This is a genomic window from Anabaena sp. 54, assembly GCF_017355725.1.
In the GTDB taxonomy this organism is placed as follows: domain Bacteria; phylum Cyanobacteriota; class Cyanobacteriia; order Cyanobacteriales; family Nostocaceae; genus Dolichospermum; species Dolichospermum heterosporum.
Genome location: NZ_JAAVWA010000008.1, coordinates 106,052 through 128,429 on the forward strand (window position 1 = coordinate 106,052; position 22,378 = coordinate 128,429).

Annotated in this window: 12 protein-coding genes; 6 read left to right on the forward strand and 6 right to left on the reverse strand. The window is 36.1% G+C overall.

Annotation, left to right across the window (positions count from 1 at the left end):
• Positions 1–65: 65 nt before the first annotated feature.
• From csx18 to cas2, 3 genes are read left to right on the forward strand one after another with little or no spacing between them, the layout of a single operon-like run.
• Complete coding sequence (gene csx18, locus HEQ36_RS11160) at positions 66–320, forward strand: CRISPR-associated protein Csx18 (protein ID WP_039203187.1); 255 nt, start codon at positions 66–68, stop codon at positions 318–320.
• Between the two features lie 39 nt (positions 321–359).
• The gene (cas1, locus tag HEQ36_RS11165; RefSeq protein ID WP_053537995.1) at positions 360–1,352 is read left to right on the forward strand and encodes a CRISPR-associated endonuclease Cas1; all 993 of its coding nucleotides are present in this window, start codon (positions 360–362) and stop codon (positions 1,350–1,352) included.
• Positions 1,352–1,630, forward strand: a complete 279-nt coding sequence (gene cas2, locus HEQ36_RS11170) for a CRISPR-associated endonuclease Cas2 (protein ID WP_039203185.1) — start codon at positions 1,352–1,354, stop codon at positions 1,628–1,630. Before cas1 ends, cas2 begins: the two co-directional genes overlap by 1 nt.
• A 698-nt stretch (positions 1,631–2,328) precedes the next feature.
• Here cas2 and HEQ36_RS11175 read toward each other — a convergent pair.
• The 6 genes from HEQ36_RS11175 to HEQ36_RS11200 all read right to left on the reverse strand — a co-directional run bounded on the left by HEQ36_RS11175 (position 2,329) and on the right by HEQ36_RS11200 (position 18,177).
• Positions 2,329–4,188 (reverse strand): hypothetical protein, encoded by a 1,860-nt coding sequence (locus HEQ36_RS11175; RefSeq protein WP_168636397.1) that lies wholly within the window; start codon positions 4,186–4,188, stop codon positions 2,329–2,331.
• 140 nt (positions 4,189–4,328) lie between these two features.
• A complete protein-coding gene (locus tag HEQ36_RS11180) occupies positions 4,329–4,634 on the reverse strand; it encodes an acyl carrier protein (RefSeq protein ID WP_027402681.1) in 306 nt (101 codons plus the stop codon).
• A complete protein-coding gene (locus HEQ36_RS11185; protein WP_168636396.1) occupies positions 4,635–5,963 on the reverse strand; it encodes a condensation domain-containing protein in 1,329 nt (442 codons plus the stop codon).
• A gap of 431 nt (positions 5,964–6,394) precedes the next feature.
• Complete coding sequence (locus HEQ36_RS11190; protein ID WP_168636395.1) at positions 6,395–8,038, reverse strand: PfaD family polyunsaturated fatty acid/polyketide biosynthesis protein; 1,644 nt, start codon at positions 8,036–8,038, stop codon at positions 6,395–6,397.
• 238 nt (positions 8,039–8,276) lie between these two features.
• Complete coding sequence (locus tag HEQ36_RS11195) at positions 8,277–10,928, reverse strand: PfaB family protein (RefSeq protein WP_168636392.1); 2,652 nt, start codon at positions 10,926–10,928, stop codon at positions 8,277–8,279.
• Positions 10,929–11,172: 244 nt separating this feature from the next.
• Positions 11,173–18,177 (reverse strand): type I polyketide synthase, encoded by a 7,005-nt coding sequence (locus HEQ36_RS11200; protein ID WP_290707710.1) that lies wholly within the window; start codon positions 18,175–18,177, stop codon positions 11,173–11,175.
• 1,107 nt (positions 18,178–19,284) lie between these two features.
• Here HEQ36_RS11200 and HEQ36_RS11205 point away from each other — a divergent pair.
• From HEQ36_RS11205 to devC, 3 genes are all read left to right on the forward strand, one after another.
• Positions 19,285–19,614, forward strand: a complete 330-nt coding sequence (locus HEQ36_RS11205) for a hypothetical protein (protein WP_027402676.1) — start codon at positions 19,285–19,287, stop codon at positions 19,612–19,614.
• A gap of 249 nt (positions 19,615–19,863) precedes the next feature.
• Positions 19,864–21,066 carry an ABC exporter membrane fusion protein gene (locus HEQ36_RS11210; protein WP_168636390.1) on the forward strand — a complete coding sequence of 401 codons (1,203 nt, stop codon included), beginning with the start codon at positions 19,864–19,866 and terminating at the stop codon, positions 21,064–21,066.
• Between the two features lie 92 nt (positions 21,067–21,158).
• The gene (gene devC / locus HEQ36_RS11215; protein WP_053538002.1) at positions 21,159–22,334 is read left to right on the forward strand and encodes an ABC transporter permease DevC; all 1,176 of its coding nucleotides are present in this window, start codon (positions 21,159–21,161) and stop codon (positions 22,332–22,334) included.
• Positions 22,335–22,378: the final 44 nt, after the last annotated feature.

Genomic DNA, 22,378 nt, shown 5'->3' on the forward strand with positions numbered 1-22,378 from the left:
TTGTATAAATTTTCTGTGTGATTTAACTTAAAAAAGTACAATTAATACCGAATTCCAACTAAACCATGTATATTTCTAATCGTGCTGCCTTAGTGCGGAACTTAGCCGTTGCATTTCTTAATGGGACAATTACACTGATTATTTTGCTAATAGCACCTTTAGGACTAGCAGCAGTAATTATCAATACTATCTTAGTTACCATCGCCACCTTTGCAAATGCCACAGCCGGAGATAGAGTTGTACGTTTTTTACAACCATCCCAAATCAAAACCATGATAGCAGAAATCATGTCCCAACAGTCACAAATCACAAAAGATTAATCATAAATCTCAGAATAACATAATCTTTAGTTTATATATATGCGAACACTTTATGTTTCTCGCCAAGGTTGTTATATTAGCCTCAAAGGTGAAACCTTAATAATTAAACAAGGAGAAATAGTACATGGTGAAGTTCAATTACCACTACTAGAACAAATATTAATCTTTGGTAAATCACAAATTACCACCCAAGCCATTCGTACCTGTCTTTGGCGAGATATACCCATTGCCTATTTATCTCGGATGGGATACTGTTATGGAAGATTAATGCCAATTGAGCGTGGTTATCGTCGCCTATCTCGTTATCAACAAGAGTTAACAGCAATTGATAAATTGATAGCAGCTAGAACAATTATTCAAGCCAAATTAAAAAATAGTCGCACCTTTTTACAACGTCAGCAACGCCGTAATCCCTCTCAAACCGCTGAAATTACTATTAAAAGTTTAGAAGTGTTAGCCCAAAAAGCCGGGGAAGCAGAAACTATCGAGCGTTTAATGGGTTTAGAAGGCGCTGGTGCTGCACAATATTTTAACGCTTTTGGGGAATGTTTAAATAATCCTGATTTTGTCTTTTTAGCTCGCAGTCGTCGTCCCCCAGGAAACCCAGTAAATGCCATGCTTAGTTTTGGTTATCAAATTTTATGGAATCATCTACTAACACTAATTGAACTCCAAGGATTAGACCCCTATTATGCTTGTTTACATCAAGGAACAGAACGCCATGCAGCATTAACTTCTGATTTAATTGAAGAGTTTCGCGCCCCAATTATTGATTCTTTGGTACTGTGGTTAGTCAATACCAAAATAATGAACATTGACAATGATTTTGAATATCATGATAGCGGTTGTTACTTAAATAATTCGGGAAGACCTAAATATATTAAGTATTTCTTGCAACGACTAGAAGAAGAAGTCCAAAATTCTGAAGGAGAGAAACAACCACGTTGGGATTTAATGACACAGCAAATCAAGGCTTTCAAAGATTTTGTTTACCAGCCAAGTAAACTATATAAACCTTATCAAATCCGGTAATGTTATTGTATGTAATAGTATACGACATTACTTGTGATAAAAGACGTAAAAAAGTCTCTGATTTATTAGAAGGATATGGTCAAAGAGTTCAATATTCAGTCTTTGAATGTATTCTTAATCAAACCAAATATAGTGAATTGCAAAAAAGACTCCGCAAACAAATAAAATCTTCTGAAGATAGTATCAGGTTTTATCCATTAAGTAAACATACATTCAACCAAATTGAAACTTGGGGAGAACCACCAGTTACAGAACTTCCCGGTTCTACTATCATCTAAATCAGATCCCCGACTTCTTTAAGAAGTCGGGGATCTTGTTACATCTAAGAGGTTGTTTGAAAAGTATTAGATGAAACCGATAATCTCCAGAAACCTAACCCCCCTTCCCTACCTCTCCCTAGCCCTCTCCTAAAAGGCTATCGTGTACACACAAGTTAAATTACCCCCCTTAATCCCCCCGATGCTTTGGGGGGAAACAATAAAAATCCAGTTCCCTCCCCTTTACAAGGGGAGGGTTAGGGTGGGGTAATTTGAGGAATAATGGTGATTCGATAACTTGTGTGTACACCCTAGCCGATGCTTTGGGGGGAAACAATAAAAATCCAGTTCCCTCCCCTTTACAAGGGGAGGGTTAGGGAGGGGTAATTTGAGGAATAATGGTGATTCGATAACTTGTGTGTACACCCTAGCCGATGCTTTGGGGGGAAACAATAAAAATCCAGTTCCCTCCCCTTTACAAGGGGAGGGTTAGGGTGGGGTAATTTGAGGAATAATGGTGATTCGATAACTTGTGTGTACACCCTAGCCGATGCTTTGGGGGGAAACAATAAAAATCCAGTTCCCTCCCCTTTACAAGGGGAGGGTTAGGGAGGGGTAATTTGAGGAATAATGGTGATTCGATAACTTGTGTGTACACCGTAGCTAAATCAGATCCCCGACTTCTTAAAGAAGTCGGGGATCTTGTTACGGGGATCTTGTTAGCGATTTTTCAGAGAAGGGAAATTTTTCCCACCTAATTCAATTTGTCCAGTCACACACCCAGCTTTTAACCTATTTACTAAATACTCCAAATCATTAGCAATAAAATTTGTCCCATGATCTGGTTCTACTAAGCTAATTAAATTGACATCATTGATTATTTGATCACCTAAATCAGCAATTCCTAAAAAGTTGAAAACCCCTGATTCATAAGTTCCACAAGGTACAGAAGGATTATTCATCCCCACACAATATTCCTTTTCTTGAAACCAATCAACATCAGGATAACCATGAAAGTGAACAATTGGCGCACCATTAGCAATTAATTCTGGTGTATATAAAGCCGCAGCTAAACTAATGGCTAACATCACATAGATATCATAGGATGGTTTAATATCTGCTTTTTGTGCATTACTTCCTAATGGTAATTGCAGATGTAATTTATCTTGTAAACCAATCCGTAGAATATCAGTATCAATGCTTAAATCTGTTTTATTCGCACCAGAACGAGAACTAACTAGCCAAATATCAGGTATTTGCTTAAATCTATTTTCGGCGTTGATATTTAGTTTAATATAACGTCTACCTTGTTCATTTTGGCGAAGTTCATAACTACTAAATCCCGCTACAGGTAATAAATTATCCCATTCATCAATAGTGATTTCTGGCTTCCCTACATAATGAGGAGGTTCAGCATAAGCCACAAAACCATAAGATACTCCTGTTCTACCATTCACAATGACATTCACAATATCTCTATGGGATTTTCTTTTAACAACTTCATCTAATTTAAACCCAGCCGGAAATAACCCTGTAGATGCTAAATCTTGCCCTAATTTAATTAATTTTCCAGCATAGGTTGATAAATGAGGATTATATTCCCCTAGTTCAAAACGACTAATTAATAATGGAGTAATCGGCACAAATACTTTGGGAATCAGTGATTTTAAGGCAAAGTTCTCGACTTCATTGGGGGCAAAATTAGAATCAGAAAGATTCATATTCAGAATTGAAAACTTTTCATGAGATACACCAATCACAATTTCTGAAAAAGTTTTCACCAATGTATTTATGCCAATGCGAATTTTTTCTGGATAGGGTGTAAGTGGATTAACAAATTCATCATCTATATCGGTTAAAATTATTACTTGTGTATTTGTTGGATCTTCAACATATTTGGCAGCATGATCTTCAGCCCAACTACTTAACTTAGCAATTTGCACAACAGACATTTTTTGTTTTTCTTTCAGCCATGTATAAGATAACTTATACCAAGTTTCAGCGACAAATATTCCTAATTTTCTTAACCATGAATTTGGTCTTTCTACATCTATTACAGCATCAATATCCGCTCTAACACTCTGCATTTTCAAAGATTTATGCCAGTTAATAACGGGAATTTTAATGGTATGTTTCAATTCCGTTGTTGCTTCTTTCCAAGGAATTACCTTCACCCCATGCTTTTGGAGATAAAATATTAATTGTTGGCGAAATCTGACAATAACTTGATTATCATAATAATCCGGTAAAGGTCTAAAAGTCACTTTTAAGTTCTCAGCCATAAACTGAGGATTAATAACTGGAATTTGATATCCTGTGGGTGACTCTCCAGAAAACCCACCAATTAATTTACCAATAGTTTGTAAACTAATACCTTGCATTAAAGGTTCATGAACATAGTCATTAGTAACATTCATTTCCTGAATTAATGCTAAAATATCTTCTTTATATTTAGCTATTTCTATTTGTATTTCTGGAGTAATTACACCCTTGGGAGAACGAATATTCAGTTTGCTATTTTCTGACCAAAATAATACACCTTGTTGAGTGAGTTTTGCTAAAATTTCCGCTGCGTTCATCACAAAATCTCCCGTGTTTAAAAATAGGAATTTAGAAAAGAGGACACCTGGCTCAATTAGGCTACCCTAATCTAGCGAAGTGTCCCAATAATCAAGGAGGAAAAACTGGTTTGTCAGTAATTAAACAGAATTTGTAGAGGTTATATCTGGATAATTTCTGACTGAGAATTTTCTAATTCTTCAGATAATCTGAGAGAAAGTTCTTCAATGGTGGGATAATACCAAAGGTGGATAAGTGATAATTTGAATCCCAAAAACTTTTCGGCTTTACTAGCGATAACTATGGTTTGTGCTGAGTCTAAACCGTAACTATCTAAAGGTTCACGAATATTTATTTCTTCTGGATTAACTCCCAGTAAAGAGGAAATTTCCGAAACTAACCAAGCTTGTATTTTAGTAGCGTTATCTTGGTTTTCTGAGAGAGAATTAGAGATATTGTTATTCATTTATGTACCTACTGGTATTAAGTAACGCGATGAGACTTTCATGATAGAATCAATGCAATGATCAACAAGTCTTTCCATAGTTTGCTGATTAAGTGAAGGTTGAGAAAAGACAAAATTTAGGGTCATTTTTTCCTGAAAAGTAGCAGCGTGAACAATAAACATTCCTGCATATAAAGCATGAGAACCAACAAAACTGATTTCCTCTAGTTCTAATTCTCCATAATTATGGGGAATATTGACTTTACCAAGATTGGAAACTGAGACTGTAGGAGATACTTGATTAGGGAATAGTAAAGAAAAATTTATCAAATATTTAGCTAGATATATCATTTGAAAAATTTCTCCTTGGTGAATTTTTTCATTGAGATTATGTTTGACTTTTCGCGCTAATTCCCAAAAAGATGTATTATTGGTAATTCTATAAAATTTCATCAAAGACGCTGCTAAAACCGTCATATTCTCTGTACTAATTTCTGGTTGTAACCGTCTTCTTAAATCAAGATATGATAAACAACTAACTGGAATATTATCTTCATGGTTTTTAGTCAGTTGTTTGGAGACTGTTAACATTAGTGCCGCACATAAAGCACTTTGTACTGTAGTATTTTCTTGTCTGCATTGCTGAATAAACTGCCGTGTTGATTCTTCACTAAGTTGTCTATGAATGATTTCGCAACGACGTTGAGAAATAGGAACATATTTTTCTACTCTTAATGCTTTTGGTTGATTCCAATATTTTTGAAGTGCGATATTTAATAATAAAGCAACTCTACCTAGTTTGCTTTTGAAACTATTTGTCCAAGTGGGTAATAGTTTTTCAATGGGTGGAAGTGGTTCTAAAGTAGTAACTATGGGAAGAGATTTACCTTCGGTAATCTTTTGACAGTAGGTTAAAATTTCTGAGTGAAGTTGGACACTTGATAAACCGTCGGTAATAGCATGATGTGTGGTTGTAATCAGATAATTAATATTTTGCTGATTTAATATCTTGACAAGTACGACTCGCAGCAGGTATTTACTACTATCAATTACCTGATTCATTTCTGCATTAACGATCGCTTCCCATTCCTGACTTTCTCTAATATTAACAACTTGCAAAGGAAGTTTTCCTGTACCTTTAGACTGATAATAGTAAGAATTTCGAGAGTTAATAATATGAGAATTAAGCGCAGGATGACGATATTGAATAATATTTAAAGACTGTCTGAGAACTGTTTCTTGAATATTTCCTCGAATCCGGCTAATAGTAACTACATTCCATGTTTTAGCCCGTTGATTCAGGATTTCCATTGTTTCTTCTAGCTGTCCTAACTTTCTATTTATAGCCATATTTATCACAACCTTTGGTAAAATGTAAGTAGGTGAGCGTTGAAAATTGTCGTTATGGCAAGGCAAAAGGCAAGAGGCAAGAGGCAAGAGTGAAGAGGGTTTGGGCGATTTTACATTTCTTTACACAGTTTGGTTTTATTGTGTTCACCTACTTAGGTTTGGTTGAGGTACGTTCACGTAAAACCTCTATCCCGCAAAGAACTCAAGTCATCTCATTCCCAGTCTCTGACTGGGAATGAATTCTAGAAGGCTCTGCCTTCAATAATATTAGAGGCAGAGCCTCATCAACTGCATTCCTAGTCAGAGACTAGGAACGAGATGTGGTAGGGATTTGAGCTTAAGTTGACACCAATGGACGAAACCCAACACCCCTTGCTATCCTACCGCTAATGTTGGGTTATGCCTTCGGCACGCTACGCGAACACTGTCCCTCAACTCAACCTACTTTGTGGATGATATTGGCTGTACTCTTCTGGCATTTGTAAGCCTTGAATTTTCAAGTTTTGAATCCGATACAAATACGCTGCACCTGTCATGATTTCATCTGCCACATTAACTACTCGGCGATTATTTATATCAGCTAAATAAGAACCACGTACCCAATTATTAAAACTTCCCATTGCTGGTCCACACCAAATTTGATAATCAATTTCTCGACCCTTTTCTCCAGTATTAGACCACCGGGAAGATAATCCTAAATACCAGCGAAATATTAACGCCATTTTTAGTTTAGGATTATTGGCAGCTTTACTTAATTTTTCTGGGTTACGTTGAGATAAATAAGTAGATGTTTCTTGCCAAATTTCAGAAATTGTTTTTCGCAGAATTTGTTTTTCTAACTTTTCTATTTCATCTGGGGGAATTTCTGCAAATGAATTATAGTTTCTGTATAATTCCCATAATTTTTGAGCGCGAAGGGGGAAGAGAGTTCCCCGTTTAAGAACTTGTAATTTGACTCCCATTTCAAACATATCAGCCGCAGGTGCCATCATTACATCAGTCATTTCTGCTTCAGCTAGGAGCTTTTTTGTATATTCTGAAGTCCCAGCTTCAACGCAAGATTGATTAATAGAACCAGTAGCAATATAAGCCGCACCCATCATTAAAGCTGCTAGGGCTGATTGCGGTGTAGAAATTCCCCCAGCTACACCAATTCTTACAGGTTTTTCATAATCATATTTACCTTGAATTTCGTCCCTTAATTCTAAAATAGAAGGTAATAAACAAACCAGTGGACGATTATCTGTATGTCCTCCTGAATCTGCTTCTACGGTAATATCATCAGCCATAGGAATTTTTGCGGCAAGATTAGCTTGCAATTCAGTAATTAACCCTTGTTCAACTAATTGAGTTAAAATTTTTGTAGGTGCAGGTTGGAGGAATTTAGTAGCAACTTCCCGACGAGAAACTTTAGCAATAATTTTGTTTTTGATTTCGATTTCATTGGCTGAATTTAAACTCAGTCCAGCCGCCCGATAGTAGACGATATTATCACTTAAATCTAAGAATGCAGAGGCTTCAATTATTCTGACTTGATGCTGTAAATACAAATCAATTAAACGCCTTTCGATAGCAGGTTCACTAGGACTATGAAGTAAGTTAAAAGCATAAGATTTGTTATGCAAAGCTTGTTGAATTTTGTGAATTGCTGCTTCTATCCGGGTAGGAGATAAACCTCCTGCACCAAAGGAGCTTAAAATGTTGGCTTTTCCCAAGGTAATTACCATTTCTTCGGATGCAATACCTTGAGCCATTGCTCCAGTCATATAGGCATATTTGACGCTGTAGAACTCTAGAAAAGCTGGATCACCTAATTGATGAAATCCGATTGGAGGAACAGTTAAAAGCATTTCTAGCTTTTGAGTTTTACCGTTAGCACTATATGATAGACTGCCTTCATTGCTAATACCAATTTGTCCTTCTTTATTCAGAATATAACAAGGGGAATCCAAATTCATCAGTTTATTTTTAATATTTTTTGCATCAAAGGACACAGTATTTAAATCGCCTTGCCATCCTTGATAATTGTTATTCATGGAAGGGGAAAATTTGAGTTGTTGATGTTGTTTTAACATGATTTTTGTAGTGAATAAGTAGGTGGGCGTTAAAAATTGTCGTTGGGGCAAGGGAACTCTTAACTGGGAACAGGAAGAGAGTTTTGAGTGATTTTACTTTTCTTCGCATACCTTTAAATTTTGGCGTTGCTGAATCGAGGTATGAAATTCCCAAATTGAATCTTTAAAACTCAAACCTTTGCGTCTTTGCGCCTTTGCGTGAGACTAAAATTCATACCCTTAATCAGCAACGCCATTTTTACTGTTCTTTTTTGGCTTGTATCACCATTTTTTTGTACAAGTCTAATTGCTGTTGGAGAAAGAGACTAAGTTGTTGGAGTGATGTTTGCCGGGACTGTAATAAAAAGTTGTGTGCTTTAGCCATACGGGCATTATTTTTATTTAAACTTTGATAATTAGGGATAGGTGTCATTTTGTGTTGATAATCTAATAAAGAAGTATCTTCTGCAAATTTGATATTAGGCAAAGAATATAAAGGTGATAAATCCAACTCAATTCGATGACTAAATAGTTTGGCTAAGGCTTTAATAATGGAGGTATGATCATCTACACCTCTTCTATTTAGGGATACAGCTAGATGTCCTTTGTCTTTGAGAATTTCGCTAATCCAACGACTACAGTTACTACCAACACCAACTTCAATAAAGATTCTGACATTATCATTGTAGGCACGATTAACTAAGCGAGGAAAATCAAGTTGGTGACAAAGGGCTTTAGCAATATTTTTGCCTATTAAATGGCTATCAATTTTCATGGGTGCGTATTCTGCCGCAGAATAGAAAATTGTTTTTGAATTGGTTTGGATAGGTAAGGTATTGACCTTTACTAATTCATCATATTCAGAGTGCATTGGTTCACAATGAATTACATGATTAATTGATGTGGGAAAAGCGTCACATTTTAAAGTTTGAATAACTCTTTCACAAGCTTTAGTTTCACCAGCAATAATGACTTCTTCAGGTGTATTGATTAAAACAGTATAAACCCGATTTTCATTTTTTAGAACCTCTTGCACTAGAGAATAGGAACATATCAAAATGTAGTTACTCCAAAATTCTTCCCTTTTACCTTCATGAATTAAGGGTAATCCCCAATGCTGACGAACTGCGTTTTTAGGACCAGATAGCCGAGTTTTAAATAAAGGAGATGAGTTCAAATAATCGCTCGTACTTTTAAAGCTAGTCCAGACACCTTGCGCTAACATCATACTAGTTTCACCAAGACTATAGCCAAAGCTGTATGGGGATTGAATTTGGAAATAGTTTTTCAGAATTGCTGTCATTAATCCGGCGATACCAACTTCTGATTCCAGCATAGAAACGGGATCATCTATTAATGTTTGTTCTATGCTTTCTAGTTGTCTTCTTAATAATTTATTGATGCTTCGAGGATAGAGAATTTTTTCAATATTGGCGACTCGGTTATAAACACTTTTGATGACAACATCATTATGTAGTTTAGGAAAAAGACGAAAAATATTTCTTCCTAGTCCTATATAGGAAGTAAAAGAACCAGGATAAACAAAGGCGACATGACCTTTTTTCCCTTGGGGATTAACCGTAAAATAACTACCAAGAGGAGTTTGCCAGTCTTTCCCAGTAGCAAAAGCAATTTTTACTCCCTGAATTGCCCTTTCAATTTCTCGTTTTAATTCTTCTGGATGTCGTGAGAGAATTGCTAAGGCGTAAGTTGATTGTTTATATTGCTGATATTTTTGAAAATAATCATTAGCAAGTTGAGATATGGAAGAACCATTTGTGAAACTTTGTTGAAGTGCGGTAATTTGTGTTAATAAAGAAGAACGATCATCAGCCGCAATAGGAAATAAATAATAAGGCATTTCTGCTAAATATTGACTACTGCGTTCTACTTGGCTGATTTCTTCTGACAAAATTAAATGTCCATAAATATTATTTTCTTCCATCATATTTACCGCAGCCACTCTTTTAGTCGCACCAGGTTCTAAAAACCAAGGTTTTGATTCTACCGCTACATAAAAGGGACTTCCGCGCCAAATTTCTGGCTGTTTAGGATTAGACCATTGGGGAACACCAGGAATATAACGATGATATAGGCAAAGTGCGGTTTTGATGAGGCTAAATATACCAGACGAGGCTTGTGTGTTACCAATATTTGCTTTAACGCTACCCAGTCCACAACTCAGACTTTCTCCCCCTGTATGATAGGCTGATATTAAACCTTGAATTTCTGCTATATCTGCGTTAGCAATCCCTCTAGCAACCACTTCTAAATAACCAATATCTGCGGCTTGAACATCTGCTATTTGAAACGCCTTCTGACAAGCTTGAGTAATGGTTTCCGGGTGATTGGGAGAATGTTTGACCACACTGAAACCATCCATGATTGCATAGATGCAATGATTTTGTTGCTTGGCTGTTTCATGCAGTTGTAACACTACTGCGGCTGCACCTGCTGTTTTAATTACATTTTCAGCTTTTTCGTCATAACTAAAAGTATATACACCTTCATTAATTGCTATCGGGTAACTCTTGTCTATGCCGACAATTAAAACAGCTTCAACTTGCTGGGTAGTTAATAATTTTTGACTGACATCCAAAGCCGATAAAAGCGAATTTTCCTCGGCAAAAAATGCTAATTCAGCAGAGATATAGTTAGCTAATTTAGCAGAATTTTCTGTAGGAGAAATGATAATTAAGGCTATCTTCGTTTCTGGTTGAATTTTAGCATCTTCTAGAGCAGAATTGATTAATTCTCGACTTAATGGAGTTTGCTGATAATCTTCAGATGTAACTAAATTTTGCTTGCTTTCATAAATCAGACGTTCAAATTTATTTAATGTTGGTGAATTACTAACAAAACAATCCATACCGACAATTGCTAACTTTTGATTTTGTGCAATTGATTTCATTATTATTCTCCGGTTTTTAAAATTGAACCTAATTATGTTTCGCACAAAGACGCAAAGAAGCAAAGGCGCAAAGTTTTAGAGTTTTAATTTTGGCGTTGCTGAATCGAGGTATGAAATTTCCAAATTGAACCTTTAAAAATCTTACCTTTGCGTGATTGCGCCTTTGCGTGAGACTAAAATTCATACCCTTAATCAGCAACGCCTTAAATCCTCTCTGCGCCTCTGCGCCTCTGCGTGAAAAAATCTAATCTTTGGCTATTTGTCGAGGTAGAATTGTTCCTTTAGCACCAATCATGCGATTATAAATTTGTCCTTGACGGTTATAGGTGATCACATCTGTAACTACTGATGATTCTGTTTTTGATTGGACTTCACAAGTAACATAAAATGTTTCACCAAAAGGGACTTTTGCAAACTGTTCAAAATGCTTTATTTCTGATGGTAAACATCCAACTTGATGAAAGTGTTGTGTCCAAATCCAGAGAGAATGAATCTGGACATCTGCTATATAAGGATTGAATGTTTGCACCGGAAATTGTCCCTGTTGCTGTGTAGTTGGTTCTGGTAAACAGCATTCAATGGTTATCTGACTAGGACTGGTATTTAAAACTGATTTTACGCCTTGAAATGTGAATCCATGAAATAGGCTAGAAGCATTTACTTGATATAATTCTTGATTGGTTTTGAGAAAATTTTCATCCTGATTAAAGTTCAAGTTTACATAACTTGGAGGTGTGGGAATTTCTCTTTTGAGAATTAGATTTGTGCTGAAATGATAGCGAATTTTCCCGTCTGGTGTCTGACTACTAATTTTAGCAGCAAATTCTATTTCCTGATTTTCATGTTTCGCAAGTTCTTGAAGTTCTAAAATATATTCACTTGCGGAGTCCTCACCAAAAACTATGCCTTTTAAAACTTTGAAATTGGGAGAACTGAAGGCTGTAAATCCAGGATAGAGTTGTTCACAAGCATTAGTCATCCATAATAACCCACAGGTAGCAGGAAGTACGGGACGACCGGCGATAACATGATCCTGTAAAAATGGGTTTTCTGTTAATGTTAATCGGCGTTTAATCCGATAGGTTTTTAAATCATTTGATAAGGTTGCAGGAACATAAATTAATGGACTACCAATCACTAATTGAACTGTGCCTTGATTAGCCGTTGTTAGTTCATCAACTAATATTTGTGTTCCTGTTTCTACGGGAATAACTTCAATTCCTCTGGCTGCAAAAGCTTTCTTTAATTCTGATGATACCATGCCACTTTCCCAAGGTCCCCAGTTAATAGCCATAACATGACAGTTAGGGTAATTATGTTTAATTAGATGGGCTGATTTGTTGAGAATTTCATTGGCTATGGCATAATCTGATTGTCCTGCATTTCCATAAAATCCCACTACGGAAGAAAACAAAACTAAATATTGCAATTGACTTGCTGGTACACACCGCAGGAGATTTTCTAAACCTTTAACTTTAGCTGCATAAACATTTTCAAAATCTTGAATTGATTTCTTTTCAATGCGCTTATCAGCTAAGTTTCCTGCACCATGAATTATACCTGTTATCGCCCCAAAACGTTCAATTACATCTGCAAGTTTTGATTCTAGTAATACTGTGTCAGTAATATCTACACTCAGATATTCTGCTTCCCCTCCAGCTTCTACAATAGCTTTCAGAGTATTTTGAATTTCTCGCTGTGAGGAAATAATTTGATACTTTTTCTGTACCATTATCGGTGTTGGTTTTTCCCCTTGGGCTTGAAAATTTTCTAAAATTCGCTGTTTTAATTCTGCTTCATTTTCACAATTTTCTGCCCAAACTGGTTCAACTTCTGTGGTGGAACGCCCTAAAAGAATAAATTTACATTGATATTGTTGGGCGATTTTTATGACACATTGGGCTGTGATTCCTTTTGCACCACCACTCACGAGAAATACTTGATCTTTAGTAATTTCTCTTGCAGAATTGGTAGTTGGTAATGGGCTAAAATCTGCAATTAAAGTAACTCTACCTTTGTTGCTATATCCTACTTCTTGAATTAACAAGTTTGCATCATAAATTTCTGCGAGGATATTTTTTACAGATGTTTCTGAATCTAAGTCTGGATTTAAGTCAAGGGAACGACAAAATACATTTTCCCATTCTTGATTAATACTCTTGCTAAGTCCGAATAATCCTCCAGAAATTGCACTAAAATTATGGCTTTCTCCTAATCCAAATTCACCATCTAAACGCGCAACGCTAATAAAACAACTGCGTCCAAATTTGGCGGCTGCGTTGAGTGGTTCTTTCAGATATTTAGCGATTAAGAAGACATGACGCAGAATAGATTTATCTATGTCTAATGATGTTGCTGGGTGAAGGTGAATAAATGCAGCTACAGTCCCATAATTATCAGCAATCTGTTTTAACTGTTGTTGTAAACTGTCTTCATTCCAATCCGTTAAAACTACTCTATTGATACCTGCATTAACATTTGACTCGACACCGGGGAAACTTAAAACTACAGTTTTCCAACCTTTCGCTATCAAACTTTCTGCTAATTTCTCTGTGGTGGAAGAACCATCATCAGTGATTAATGCAATGTGATTTTCAGAAAGAGAAAATTCTAAACTATCTGGTGTGGGAAGTTGCTGTAATTTAGCAATACTGCGGCGGATATTTGGTACAGATGTGATTGTGATATCTTCTACTATTTCTTCAGTCAATAAATTAGGAATTCTCTGGGCTTGTTGCTGCATATAAGTGGCAATTTCGCCTAAAGTTCTCAATTCTCCAATTTCTTCGGGGTTGGGTTTAGGTAAATCGGGATATAGTTCTAATAAACCTCCTAAAATTTCTACTCGTTTGATAGAATCAATTCCCAAATCTGCTTCCATATCCATTGACAGTTCTAGCATTTCCACAGGATAACCTGTTTTGTCACTGACAACTGTTAGCAGAATATCGCTTAAATCTTGGAAAATTTCTCCTTCTTGTTGCTGTTCTTCAACTACGGGTGTGGCTGGAATTAATTCTGGTTGGGGAACTTCTACTAATACCTCTTTGCTAATAATTGCTGTTGATATTTCTACTTGTTGATTTAAGATATCTGGAACTAAAGTTTGCATATATTCAGCAATTTGTTCCAAGGTTCTTAATTGTCCTAATTCTTCGGGGTTGGGTTTAGGTAAATCGGGATGTAGTTCTAATAAACCTCCTAAAATTTCTACCCGTTTAATAGAATCTATTCCCAAATCTGCTTCCATATCCATTGACAGTTCTAACATTTCTACTGGGTAGCCTGTTTTATCACTGACAACGTTTAGTAGAGTTTGACTAAGGGTAGCTTTATCTATATTTGGGATGGTTTTTTCTTCACGCAGAGGCGCAGAGGCGCAGAGAGGAAGAGGTTCGGAAATATTCTGATTCAGTAAGTCTGGTTTTTGATCATTTTCTAAGTCTTGTTGAATTTGAGGATGATTTACAAAGGTTTTTTCTTCACGCAGAGGCGCAGAGGCGCAGAGAGGAAGAGGTTCGGAAATATTCTGATTCAGTAAGTCTGGTTTTTGATCATTTTCTAAGTCTTGTTGAATTTGAGGATGATTTACAAAGTTGATGACTTTATTTTCTGAGGTCAGTAAATGCAAATGTTTTTGCAGAAGTTGAAAGTAATTTTGGGTATATTCATGTTGATATTTGAGATATTGTTCATGAATGCGGAGGGTATCACCTTGATGATCATGAAACCGCATCATGTTCTGTTCAGAATTGGAAATTGCTAGTTGTTGAGTTTGGGATTGATGTTCTGTAGTTTGATTATTTCCCAATAATAAATACTGTTGCTGCATTAATTGAGAAAATGTCTTTGTGTATTCTGTTTGATTGTGTAAAGATTGTTCATGAACGTGGATAATATCTCGTTGTTGCTGGCTAAATTCTGTGATAATTTTTTCTAAGTTGTGAATAACTTTTCCCTGATTATCAGGTTGGATTTCGACTTGTTCTAATTTACCATTGAGTGAAGTTGGGTGGTCGTTGTTACCCTGTGGTTGATGATTCTCATTAAATGCAGTTGGCGGTTTGTTGTCACCTTTTAATTGATGATTCTCATTAAATGAAGTTGGCGGTTTGTTGTCACCTTTTAATTGATGATTCTCATTAAATGAAGTTGGCGGTTTGTTGTTACCCTGTGGTTGATGATTCTCATTAAATGCAGTTGGCGGTTTGTTGTCAATTGTTGGTTGGGGAGATATCACTCCCACATGATGACCATTTTCTAAAGCTTTCGCAAATGCTTTTTGAGTTCTTTCGGTAATGTTGGTACTATTTAAGCGGACATTTAAAACTTTTTTAGCGGGAACTTCGGGAATTTTAGTTGCGACTTGATAGGGATCTAAATTTTGCAAATATAATCCAGCTACCTGCAATTGAACTATGGCTTGTCGAAGAGTTTTGTCGCTGTTTTTGGTATGACTTGGATTTACGGCTATAGCTATGTGTGGCTTATCACTTAGAATTTCTTTCACCAAATTGGTAAGGACACTTTTGGGACCAAATTCTACAAAGTAATAACCGCCAGCAGCATAAATATTTTCAATTTCCTGCTGAAATAACACCTGATTTAACAGTTGTTCTTTGAGGATTTTTTGAATGGCGTGGGGTTCTTGAGGATAACGGCTACCTGTAACATTAGTATAAACAGGAATTTGGGCTTCGTTGAAATTTACTTTTTCAACGGCTTGGGCAAAAGGTTTTTGAGCATGAGATACTAATGGTGTATGAAATGCTGCGGAAACTCCTAATAAAAAAGTGGTAAGACCTTGATTTTTGAGAATATCTTGGACTTGAATAATTTCCTCTTTCTTGCCAGCTAATACTACTTGGTGCTGAGAATTTTTATTAGCAACTGCTACCTGGGGAAACTTTTTAATTACTTCCGTTATTTGATGAATATCTCCTTTGACAGCTAACATTCCTCCGGTATCAAAATTGGGATTAGCAGGTGCAGCCATAGCTTGTCCTCTAGCTTTTACTAGGAACAAATAATCCTCTTCATTTAACACTCCTGCGACCCACAAGGCTGTTAATTCACCAAAGCTATGACCGGCAACAAAATCGGGTTTAAATCCAGCTTGTTGCAAGATTTTATATAAGCCTGCACTAAATACACCAATTGCCGGTTGTGCATATTCAGTTTTTTGCAATGTTGCTAACTGAATTTGCTTTTTTGTTTCATCAAAAACAGGTTGAGGAAATACTACACTTGATAAAGGCTGTAACCCGTCTTCACACAACAGGCTATCCATGTGCGTGTAGGTTTGGCGCAAGCAGGGAAAATTCATTACCAATTCCCGCCCCATTTCTAAGTATTGTGAACCTTGTCCAGAAAACAAAGCCACTACTTTAGCTGTTGTGTCTATCCCCTTTTGGCGGTAGTAAACCCCTTGCGGATGTTCCCAGGATTTGGCTTCAGGCTTGTTTTTCAGCCCTTCTATGACAATTTGCAGTAATTCCCCAGCTTGCCCTAAATCATCGGCGACAAAGCCCACTCTGGCATAATTAACGGGAATTTTAGCGGTTTGAGAATCAGTAATTAATTGTTGATAGTATTTTTCTTTATTCTCATTCTGTAATTGTTGTTGGATTTGTTGACAACGAGATAACAACTCTGAAGGGGTGGGGGCAAATAGCAGTAAGGATTGTGGAGTATGGTGTAAACGGTAAGGGTGATGATGTTCATGTTCATATTCTTCTAAAACAACGTGATAATTCGTACCACCAAATCCAAAAGCACTGACTCCCGCCCTTCTGGGTTGAGTAGGATGACTTACCCAAGGTCTAGTTTCCGTATTTAAATAAAATGGCGAGTTCTCAATATTCAGTTTAGGATGGGGGGTACTGACATTAATCGTCGGTGGTAAGACTTTGTGATGTAATGCTAAAGCCGCTTTGATAAGACTGGCAGCACCAGCAGCCGCTTTAGTGTGTCCAATTTGAGATTTAACAGTTCCTAAAGCGATATGCTGTTTTTTCGGGTTATTCTCGCCAAAAACGCTGGTAATAGATGTAAATTCTGTAGGATCTCCTACCATCGTTCCTGTACCATGTGCTTCAATCAAACCTATACTAGCAGGAGAAATTCCTGCATCTGTATATGCTCGATTTAAAGCATTTATTTGACCTTCGGCGCGAGGTGCATAGATACTTTTATACTTACCATCGCTGGAACTGCCAACGCCCTTGATGACTGCATAGATGCGATCGCCATCTCGTTGAGCATCTTCTAGGCGCTTAAGTACCAACATTCCCACGCCTTCACCTAATAGCATTCCATCTGCATCAGCATCAAAGGGTCTTACCTTTTCCCCTGGAGAAACAGCAGGAGTTTTACTGAAGCACATATAGGCGAAAATTGAGTTATCAGTATCTACGCCGCCAGTAATCATCATGTCGGCGCGATGTTCTACTAATTCGCTAACAGCCATCCTTAATGCACCCAAGGAACTCGCGCAAGCTGCATCAACTACGCAGTTCATTCCCCCCAAATCCAGACGGTTAGCGATACGTCCAGAAATCACATTTGCTAACATTCCGGGGAAAGCATTTTCTTCCCATTGCACATATCCACTTTTGAGTTTTTCAATAATTTTCTGGGTATCTTCGTCTGATAAACCACTATTTTTGAGAACTTTTTTCCAAAGTGGATCTTGCAATCTTGCACCTAAAGGAACAGCCAATTGTCTACCAATTGCTACTCCCAATACTACTCCTGTTCGTTCATGATTAAATTGTCGAGATGCACCATAACCAGCATCGTCTAACGCCTCTTTTGCTACTACCAAACCGAGTAATTGAGAAATATCTGTCACCTCCAAAATATTGGGAGGTAAGCCAAATTCCATAGGATTAAAATCAATATCTGGTAAGAAACCACCGCGCTTACAATAGGTTTTATCTGGTGTTTTTGGATCAGGATCATAATAGTCATCTATATGCCAACGGGACGCAGGAACATCAGTAATACAATCTACTTTCTGGACAATATTTTCCCAGTATTCTTGCAAACTCTTCGCCTGGGGAAAAATAGAAGCCATACCAACAATTGCGACATCAGTTGTTCGCAATTTAGCATTAATTTCATTTTTCATATTTGTAGTCTCAGGCATATTTTTTTTCACTTTTATCATCTTGAGTACAGACTTTTCACAGTTACTAATTTCATCTTTTAACTGTGTGAAAGCAGTTTCAAACTGGGAGATAGCCATGATCATATTTTGCTCTTTTGAGCAGGTAATATGGAGTTAAAGTTTCAAGAGTAATTGACCGCAGATAAATACGGATGAATTCAGATATCTTATGATTCTATACAGTCTTAGATGAATTTAGTATAGGTAAATATTGACTTTCATCCTTAACAGTATTGAAATCTTTTTTTGCGTTAATTATTGATGAATACTCTGGCGGCTTAATATGGAATCCTCTAATTAATCCTGTAGTCTATAAATTAATTTTTGCCAAAATTAATCTGAGTTTGGTGACAACTCTATTGCAACTCATAAGCAATTTATGTGCAACTTCATAAAAGTCTTGCAAATGTAAAATTGATAGAGTTATCTACAAAATGTGTTTGCTTATCCAATACATAAATTATTATCTAAGTTTTAGCCATTTTGACCAAAGTTGCACATAGATTGCATATCCTTAGTTTTAATTTATTAAAGATTTTATTTTTCCCTGAGAGGATATTTTAAAGGTGGTATCCCATAATTTTCATCACATTGTTACCCCCTTTTCCCTTTACAAGCTATCGTACACAAGTTAAGTTACCCCCCTTAATCCCCCCTTATAAAGGGGGGAAATCGGAAAAATTAGTTCCCTCCCCTTTATAAGGGGAGGGTTAGGGAGGGGTAAAAGATTTGATATAGGATTTTGAATATGTAATTATTGTTCATTAGTTTCTAATGCCAAATAGTGAATATTTGCATCTATCTCCAGAAAGATTTTTTTATATTTTGTAAAATTAGTCACTACCAAATATATCTAAAGAATTAAAAAAATATTTTTCTATCAAATTGATTCTAAAGTTTGAGATAATGAAAGGTCAGTAATTCTTAATCTATACAAGGAGTTAATAATTTGATGCTTGCAATTTTTACAAATCTAAGATAGTGCGACAAATAAGGTTTTATGAAACAATTAGTTGCATATAGGTTGAAATTCCCAAAAAATAAGTTTAACCTAAATTATTAAATCAGGGAAATTTAGACTGTGAATTTAAAGCGGTCTTTGAGCATTAAATTAGTCAATTAAACTTTATTGCATTATTTGGCTTCTGCAATATTGGAATTACAAAACTACAAGGAATTGCTGGCATGAGACTATCTGAATTAGATCCACTCATCCCGCTGAATGAGTTACGAGAAGACCTCCTCAAATTACCAAAAGGTTACTCATTTCATGAAGATGAATTAGTAGATTTTCTATCACGGAGAAGATGGCCTGAAAGCAATCGTCGAATTGATAGAACAACATTTTGGCGGTGGCGTAATGACAACGCTATTGAGCATCAAAAAATATTCAGTCGTTTGGATCTTCTCAAACTTTGTCAAATTTGTGATCACTATCGAGTAGACGGAACACGGAGTGAATACTTGGCAATTATGCGGAAGAAAAAAGAGAAAGAGGTCGTGCTGAATAAATAAACTTTTGATATTGGTAATTGGTAATAGTCAGTAACTGATTACCCATTACCTATCAAAATTTTAGCATTTAAATATTTTATGTAATGGGTAATTAATCAACTGAGTAAATAATTCTTGATCAATAGTATTTTTTTTGGATATTGGATCATATATAAGGTTGTCAAGAGATGTTATCAAGTATAGGGACTTTTCTGGTTCTTATTGAGAATCAGAAATACTGTCATATTTCCTAATTTAAAAGACAAAATCATGGTACACAAAGAAAAGCACTCATTAATAAAACCTGTGAGTTTGTGGCCGATAATGTTAGCAAGTTCTGGAGTTATAGCTACTAGTCTAATATCTCTCTATAGCCTTTCATATTTTCAGAAACATTCTAAATCAACTTCTACAATATCTCCTATTATCCCTATTTCTGCACCTACCATTACTGCTGTTGCTGCTTTAGGACGGTTAGAACCCCAAGGAGAAGTAATTCGTCTTTCCGCACCCAATTCTCAGACAGGGATCAGAGTTAATCAACTTTTGGTGAAAAAAGGAGACAAAATTCGTCAAGGACAAGTAGTAGCAATTCTTGATAGTTATATTCCTAATCTTGCAGCTTTAGAAAAAGCAAAACGACAAGTAGAAGTCAGTCAAGCGAATCTTCAGCAAGTAGAAGCAGGGGCGAAAAGAGGTGATATTTCGGCTCAAAAAGCCGCAATTTCCCGTTTAGAAGTGGAATTACGAGGATCAATTTCTACCCAAAAAGCCACAATTGCTCGTCTAGAAGCTGAACTAAAAAATTCAGAAACCGAAAATAACCGATATCAGAAATTATATGAAGATGGTGCTATTTCTGCTTCTGATGCAGATACTAAAAAATTACGCAGGGATACTGTGCAAGAACAACTTAATGAAGCTAATGCTAACCTGAAACGGACTGTAGAAACTTTGCAAAAACAGTTAAGTGAGTCTGAAGCTAGACTGAATAGTATTGCAGAAATTCGTCCTACAGATGTGCAACTAGCTCAAGCAAATGTAAAAAGTGCGATCGCATCTGTTCAACAAGCTCAAGCGGAGTTAGATTTAAGTTATATTCGTTCACCTATTAATGGTCAAGTCCTAAAAATTAATGCTTGGCCAGGAGAAATAATTGCCAATAAAGGGATATTAGAACTAGGACAAACTCAACAAATGTATGTAGTTGCAGAAGTTTACGAAACTGACATTAAAAAAGTTCGTTTAGGTCAATCAGCAACTATCACGGGTGACGCTTTCGCAGGAAAATTACAAGGGACAGTTACAGATATTGGTTTACAAGTTGGCAGACAAAATATCTTTAACACTAATCCTGGTTCAGATACAGATAATAAAATAGTTGATGTAAAAATTCGCATTGATAAATTAGCAGATAATCAACGAGTTTCTAATTTAACTAATTTACAAGTCCAGGCACTTATTCAGATATAAGCCTGAACTGTAATTTGTCTAATTAATTTGATGGGGATGATGACTAATGGGTATTTTGAAATCCTATGATGAGATAGGAAATAGGAGAAAATATGATTTTAAATATACCTTTAGCTTGGCTACAATTAGCAAAGCAAAAAGTACGCTTTCTTGTAGCATTAGCGGGTATTGCTTTTATTTCTGTTTTAATGTTTATGCAAATTGGGTTTCAAGATGCTCTTTATGCCAGTGCGACTCAAGTACATAAACATCTTCGAGGTGATTTGTTTTTAATTAGCTCCCAATATAAATCCTTGACTTCTACTCAAAGTTTTCCTCGCAGTCGTTTATATCAGATATTAGGTTTTAATGGGATTGAATCAGTTGAACCTTTATATGTCCAATTTGCTAAACTGAAAAATCCTCTCAATGGTCGCAAATATCCTATTTATGTCCTGGGATTTGATCCCGTTAAATCCATCTTTCGATTACCCGAAATAGATCAAGATTTTCAATTACTCAAAATTCCTGATCAAGTATTTTTTGACCGAGCCGCACGTCCAGAATTTGGACCAATTGCTGAATATTTTCAGAAAAATAAACCTATCAGTATGGAGATATTTAGTTATTTAGGAACAGTTGGTTACAAGGTTAAAGTTAGTGGGTTATTTACCCTTGGGCCTTCTTTTGGTGTGGATGGTAATTTAATAGTCAGTTCTTCTACTTTTTTTAGAATCTTTCCAGAACGCAGAGCAAATGAACTAGATATAGGCTCAATTAATCTGCAACCTCATGTTAACCCAAAAACAATTTTAGCAACCTTATCTGCTAATTTACCTGATGATGTCACAGTGATGACTCGCCAAGAATTTATTGATTTTGAAAAAAGCTATTGGACATTAAGAACACCGATTGGATTTGTGTTTAATTTGATGGTAACGATGGGTTTTGTTGTTGGTGTCATTGTTGTTTATCAAATCCTTTATAGTAATATATCAAGCCATTTTGTCCAATTTGCTACACTCAAGGCCATGGGATTTAGAAATAAATATCTTTTGAATGTTGTTTTTCAGCAAGCTATAATTTTAGCTGTCTTGGGTTATATTCCCGGTTTTGCTATCTCTCTAGGACTATATGATATTGCCAAAGATGCAACTAAATTACCAATTGTTATGGATATAAATAAGGGTTTATTAGTATTTACGTCTGTGATTATTATGTGCTTAACTTCTGGTTTCTTTTCTACTAATAAATTACGTAAGGTAGATCCAGCAGAAATTTTTAATTAACCACAAATTGTCATTATGACAAGGGAACAGAGAAGAGGTTTTAG

Coding starts and splice junctions, on each gene's coding strand:
- csx18 (WP_039203187.1), top strand. CDS start 66: ATGTATATTTCTAATCGTGCTGCCTTAGTGCGGAACTTAGCCGTTGCA.
- cas1 (WP_053537995.1), top strand. CDS start 360: ATGCGAACACTTTATGTTTCTCGCCAAGGTTGTTATATTAGCCTCAAA.
- cas2 (WP_039203185.1), top strand. CDS start 1,352: ATGTTATTGTATGTAATAGTATACGACATTACTTGTGATAAAAGACGT.
- HEQ36_RS11175 (WP_168636397.1), bottom strand. CDS start 4,188: ATGAACGCAGCGGAAATTTTAGCAAAACTCACTCAACAAGGTGTATTA.
- HEQ36_RS11180 (WP_027402681.1), bottom strand. CDS start 4,634: ATGAATAACAATATCTCTAATTCTCTCTCAGAAAACCAAGATAACGCT.
- HEQ36_RS11185 (WP_168636396.1), bottom strand. CDS start 5,963: ATGGCTATAAATAGAAAGTTAGGACAGCTAGAAGAAACAATGGAAATC.
- HEQ36_RS11190 (WP_168636395.1), bottom strand. CDS start 8,038: ATGTTAAAACAACATCAACAACTCAAATTTTCCCCTTCCATGAATAAC.
- HEQ36_RS11195 (WP_168636392.1), bottom strand. CDS start 10,928: ATGAAATCAATTGCACAAAATCAAAAGTTAGCAATTGTCGGTATGGAT.
- HEQ36_RS11200 (WP_290707710.1), bottom strand. CDS start 18,177: ATGGCTATCTCCCAGTTTGAAACTGCTTTCACACAGTTAAAAGATGAA.
- HEQ36_RS11205 (WP_027402676.1), top strand. CDS start 19,285: ATGAGACTATCTGAATTAGATCCACTCATCCCGCTGAATGAGTTACGA.
- HEQ36_RS11210 (WP_168636390.1), top strand. CDS start 19,864: ATGGTACACAAAGAAAAGCACTCATTAATAAAACCTGTGAGTTTGTGG.
- devC (WP_053538002.1), top strand. CDS start 21,159: ATGATTTTAAATATACCTTTAGCTTGGCTACAATTAGCAAAGCAAAAA.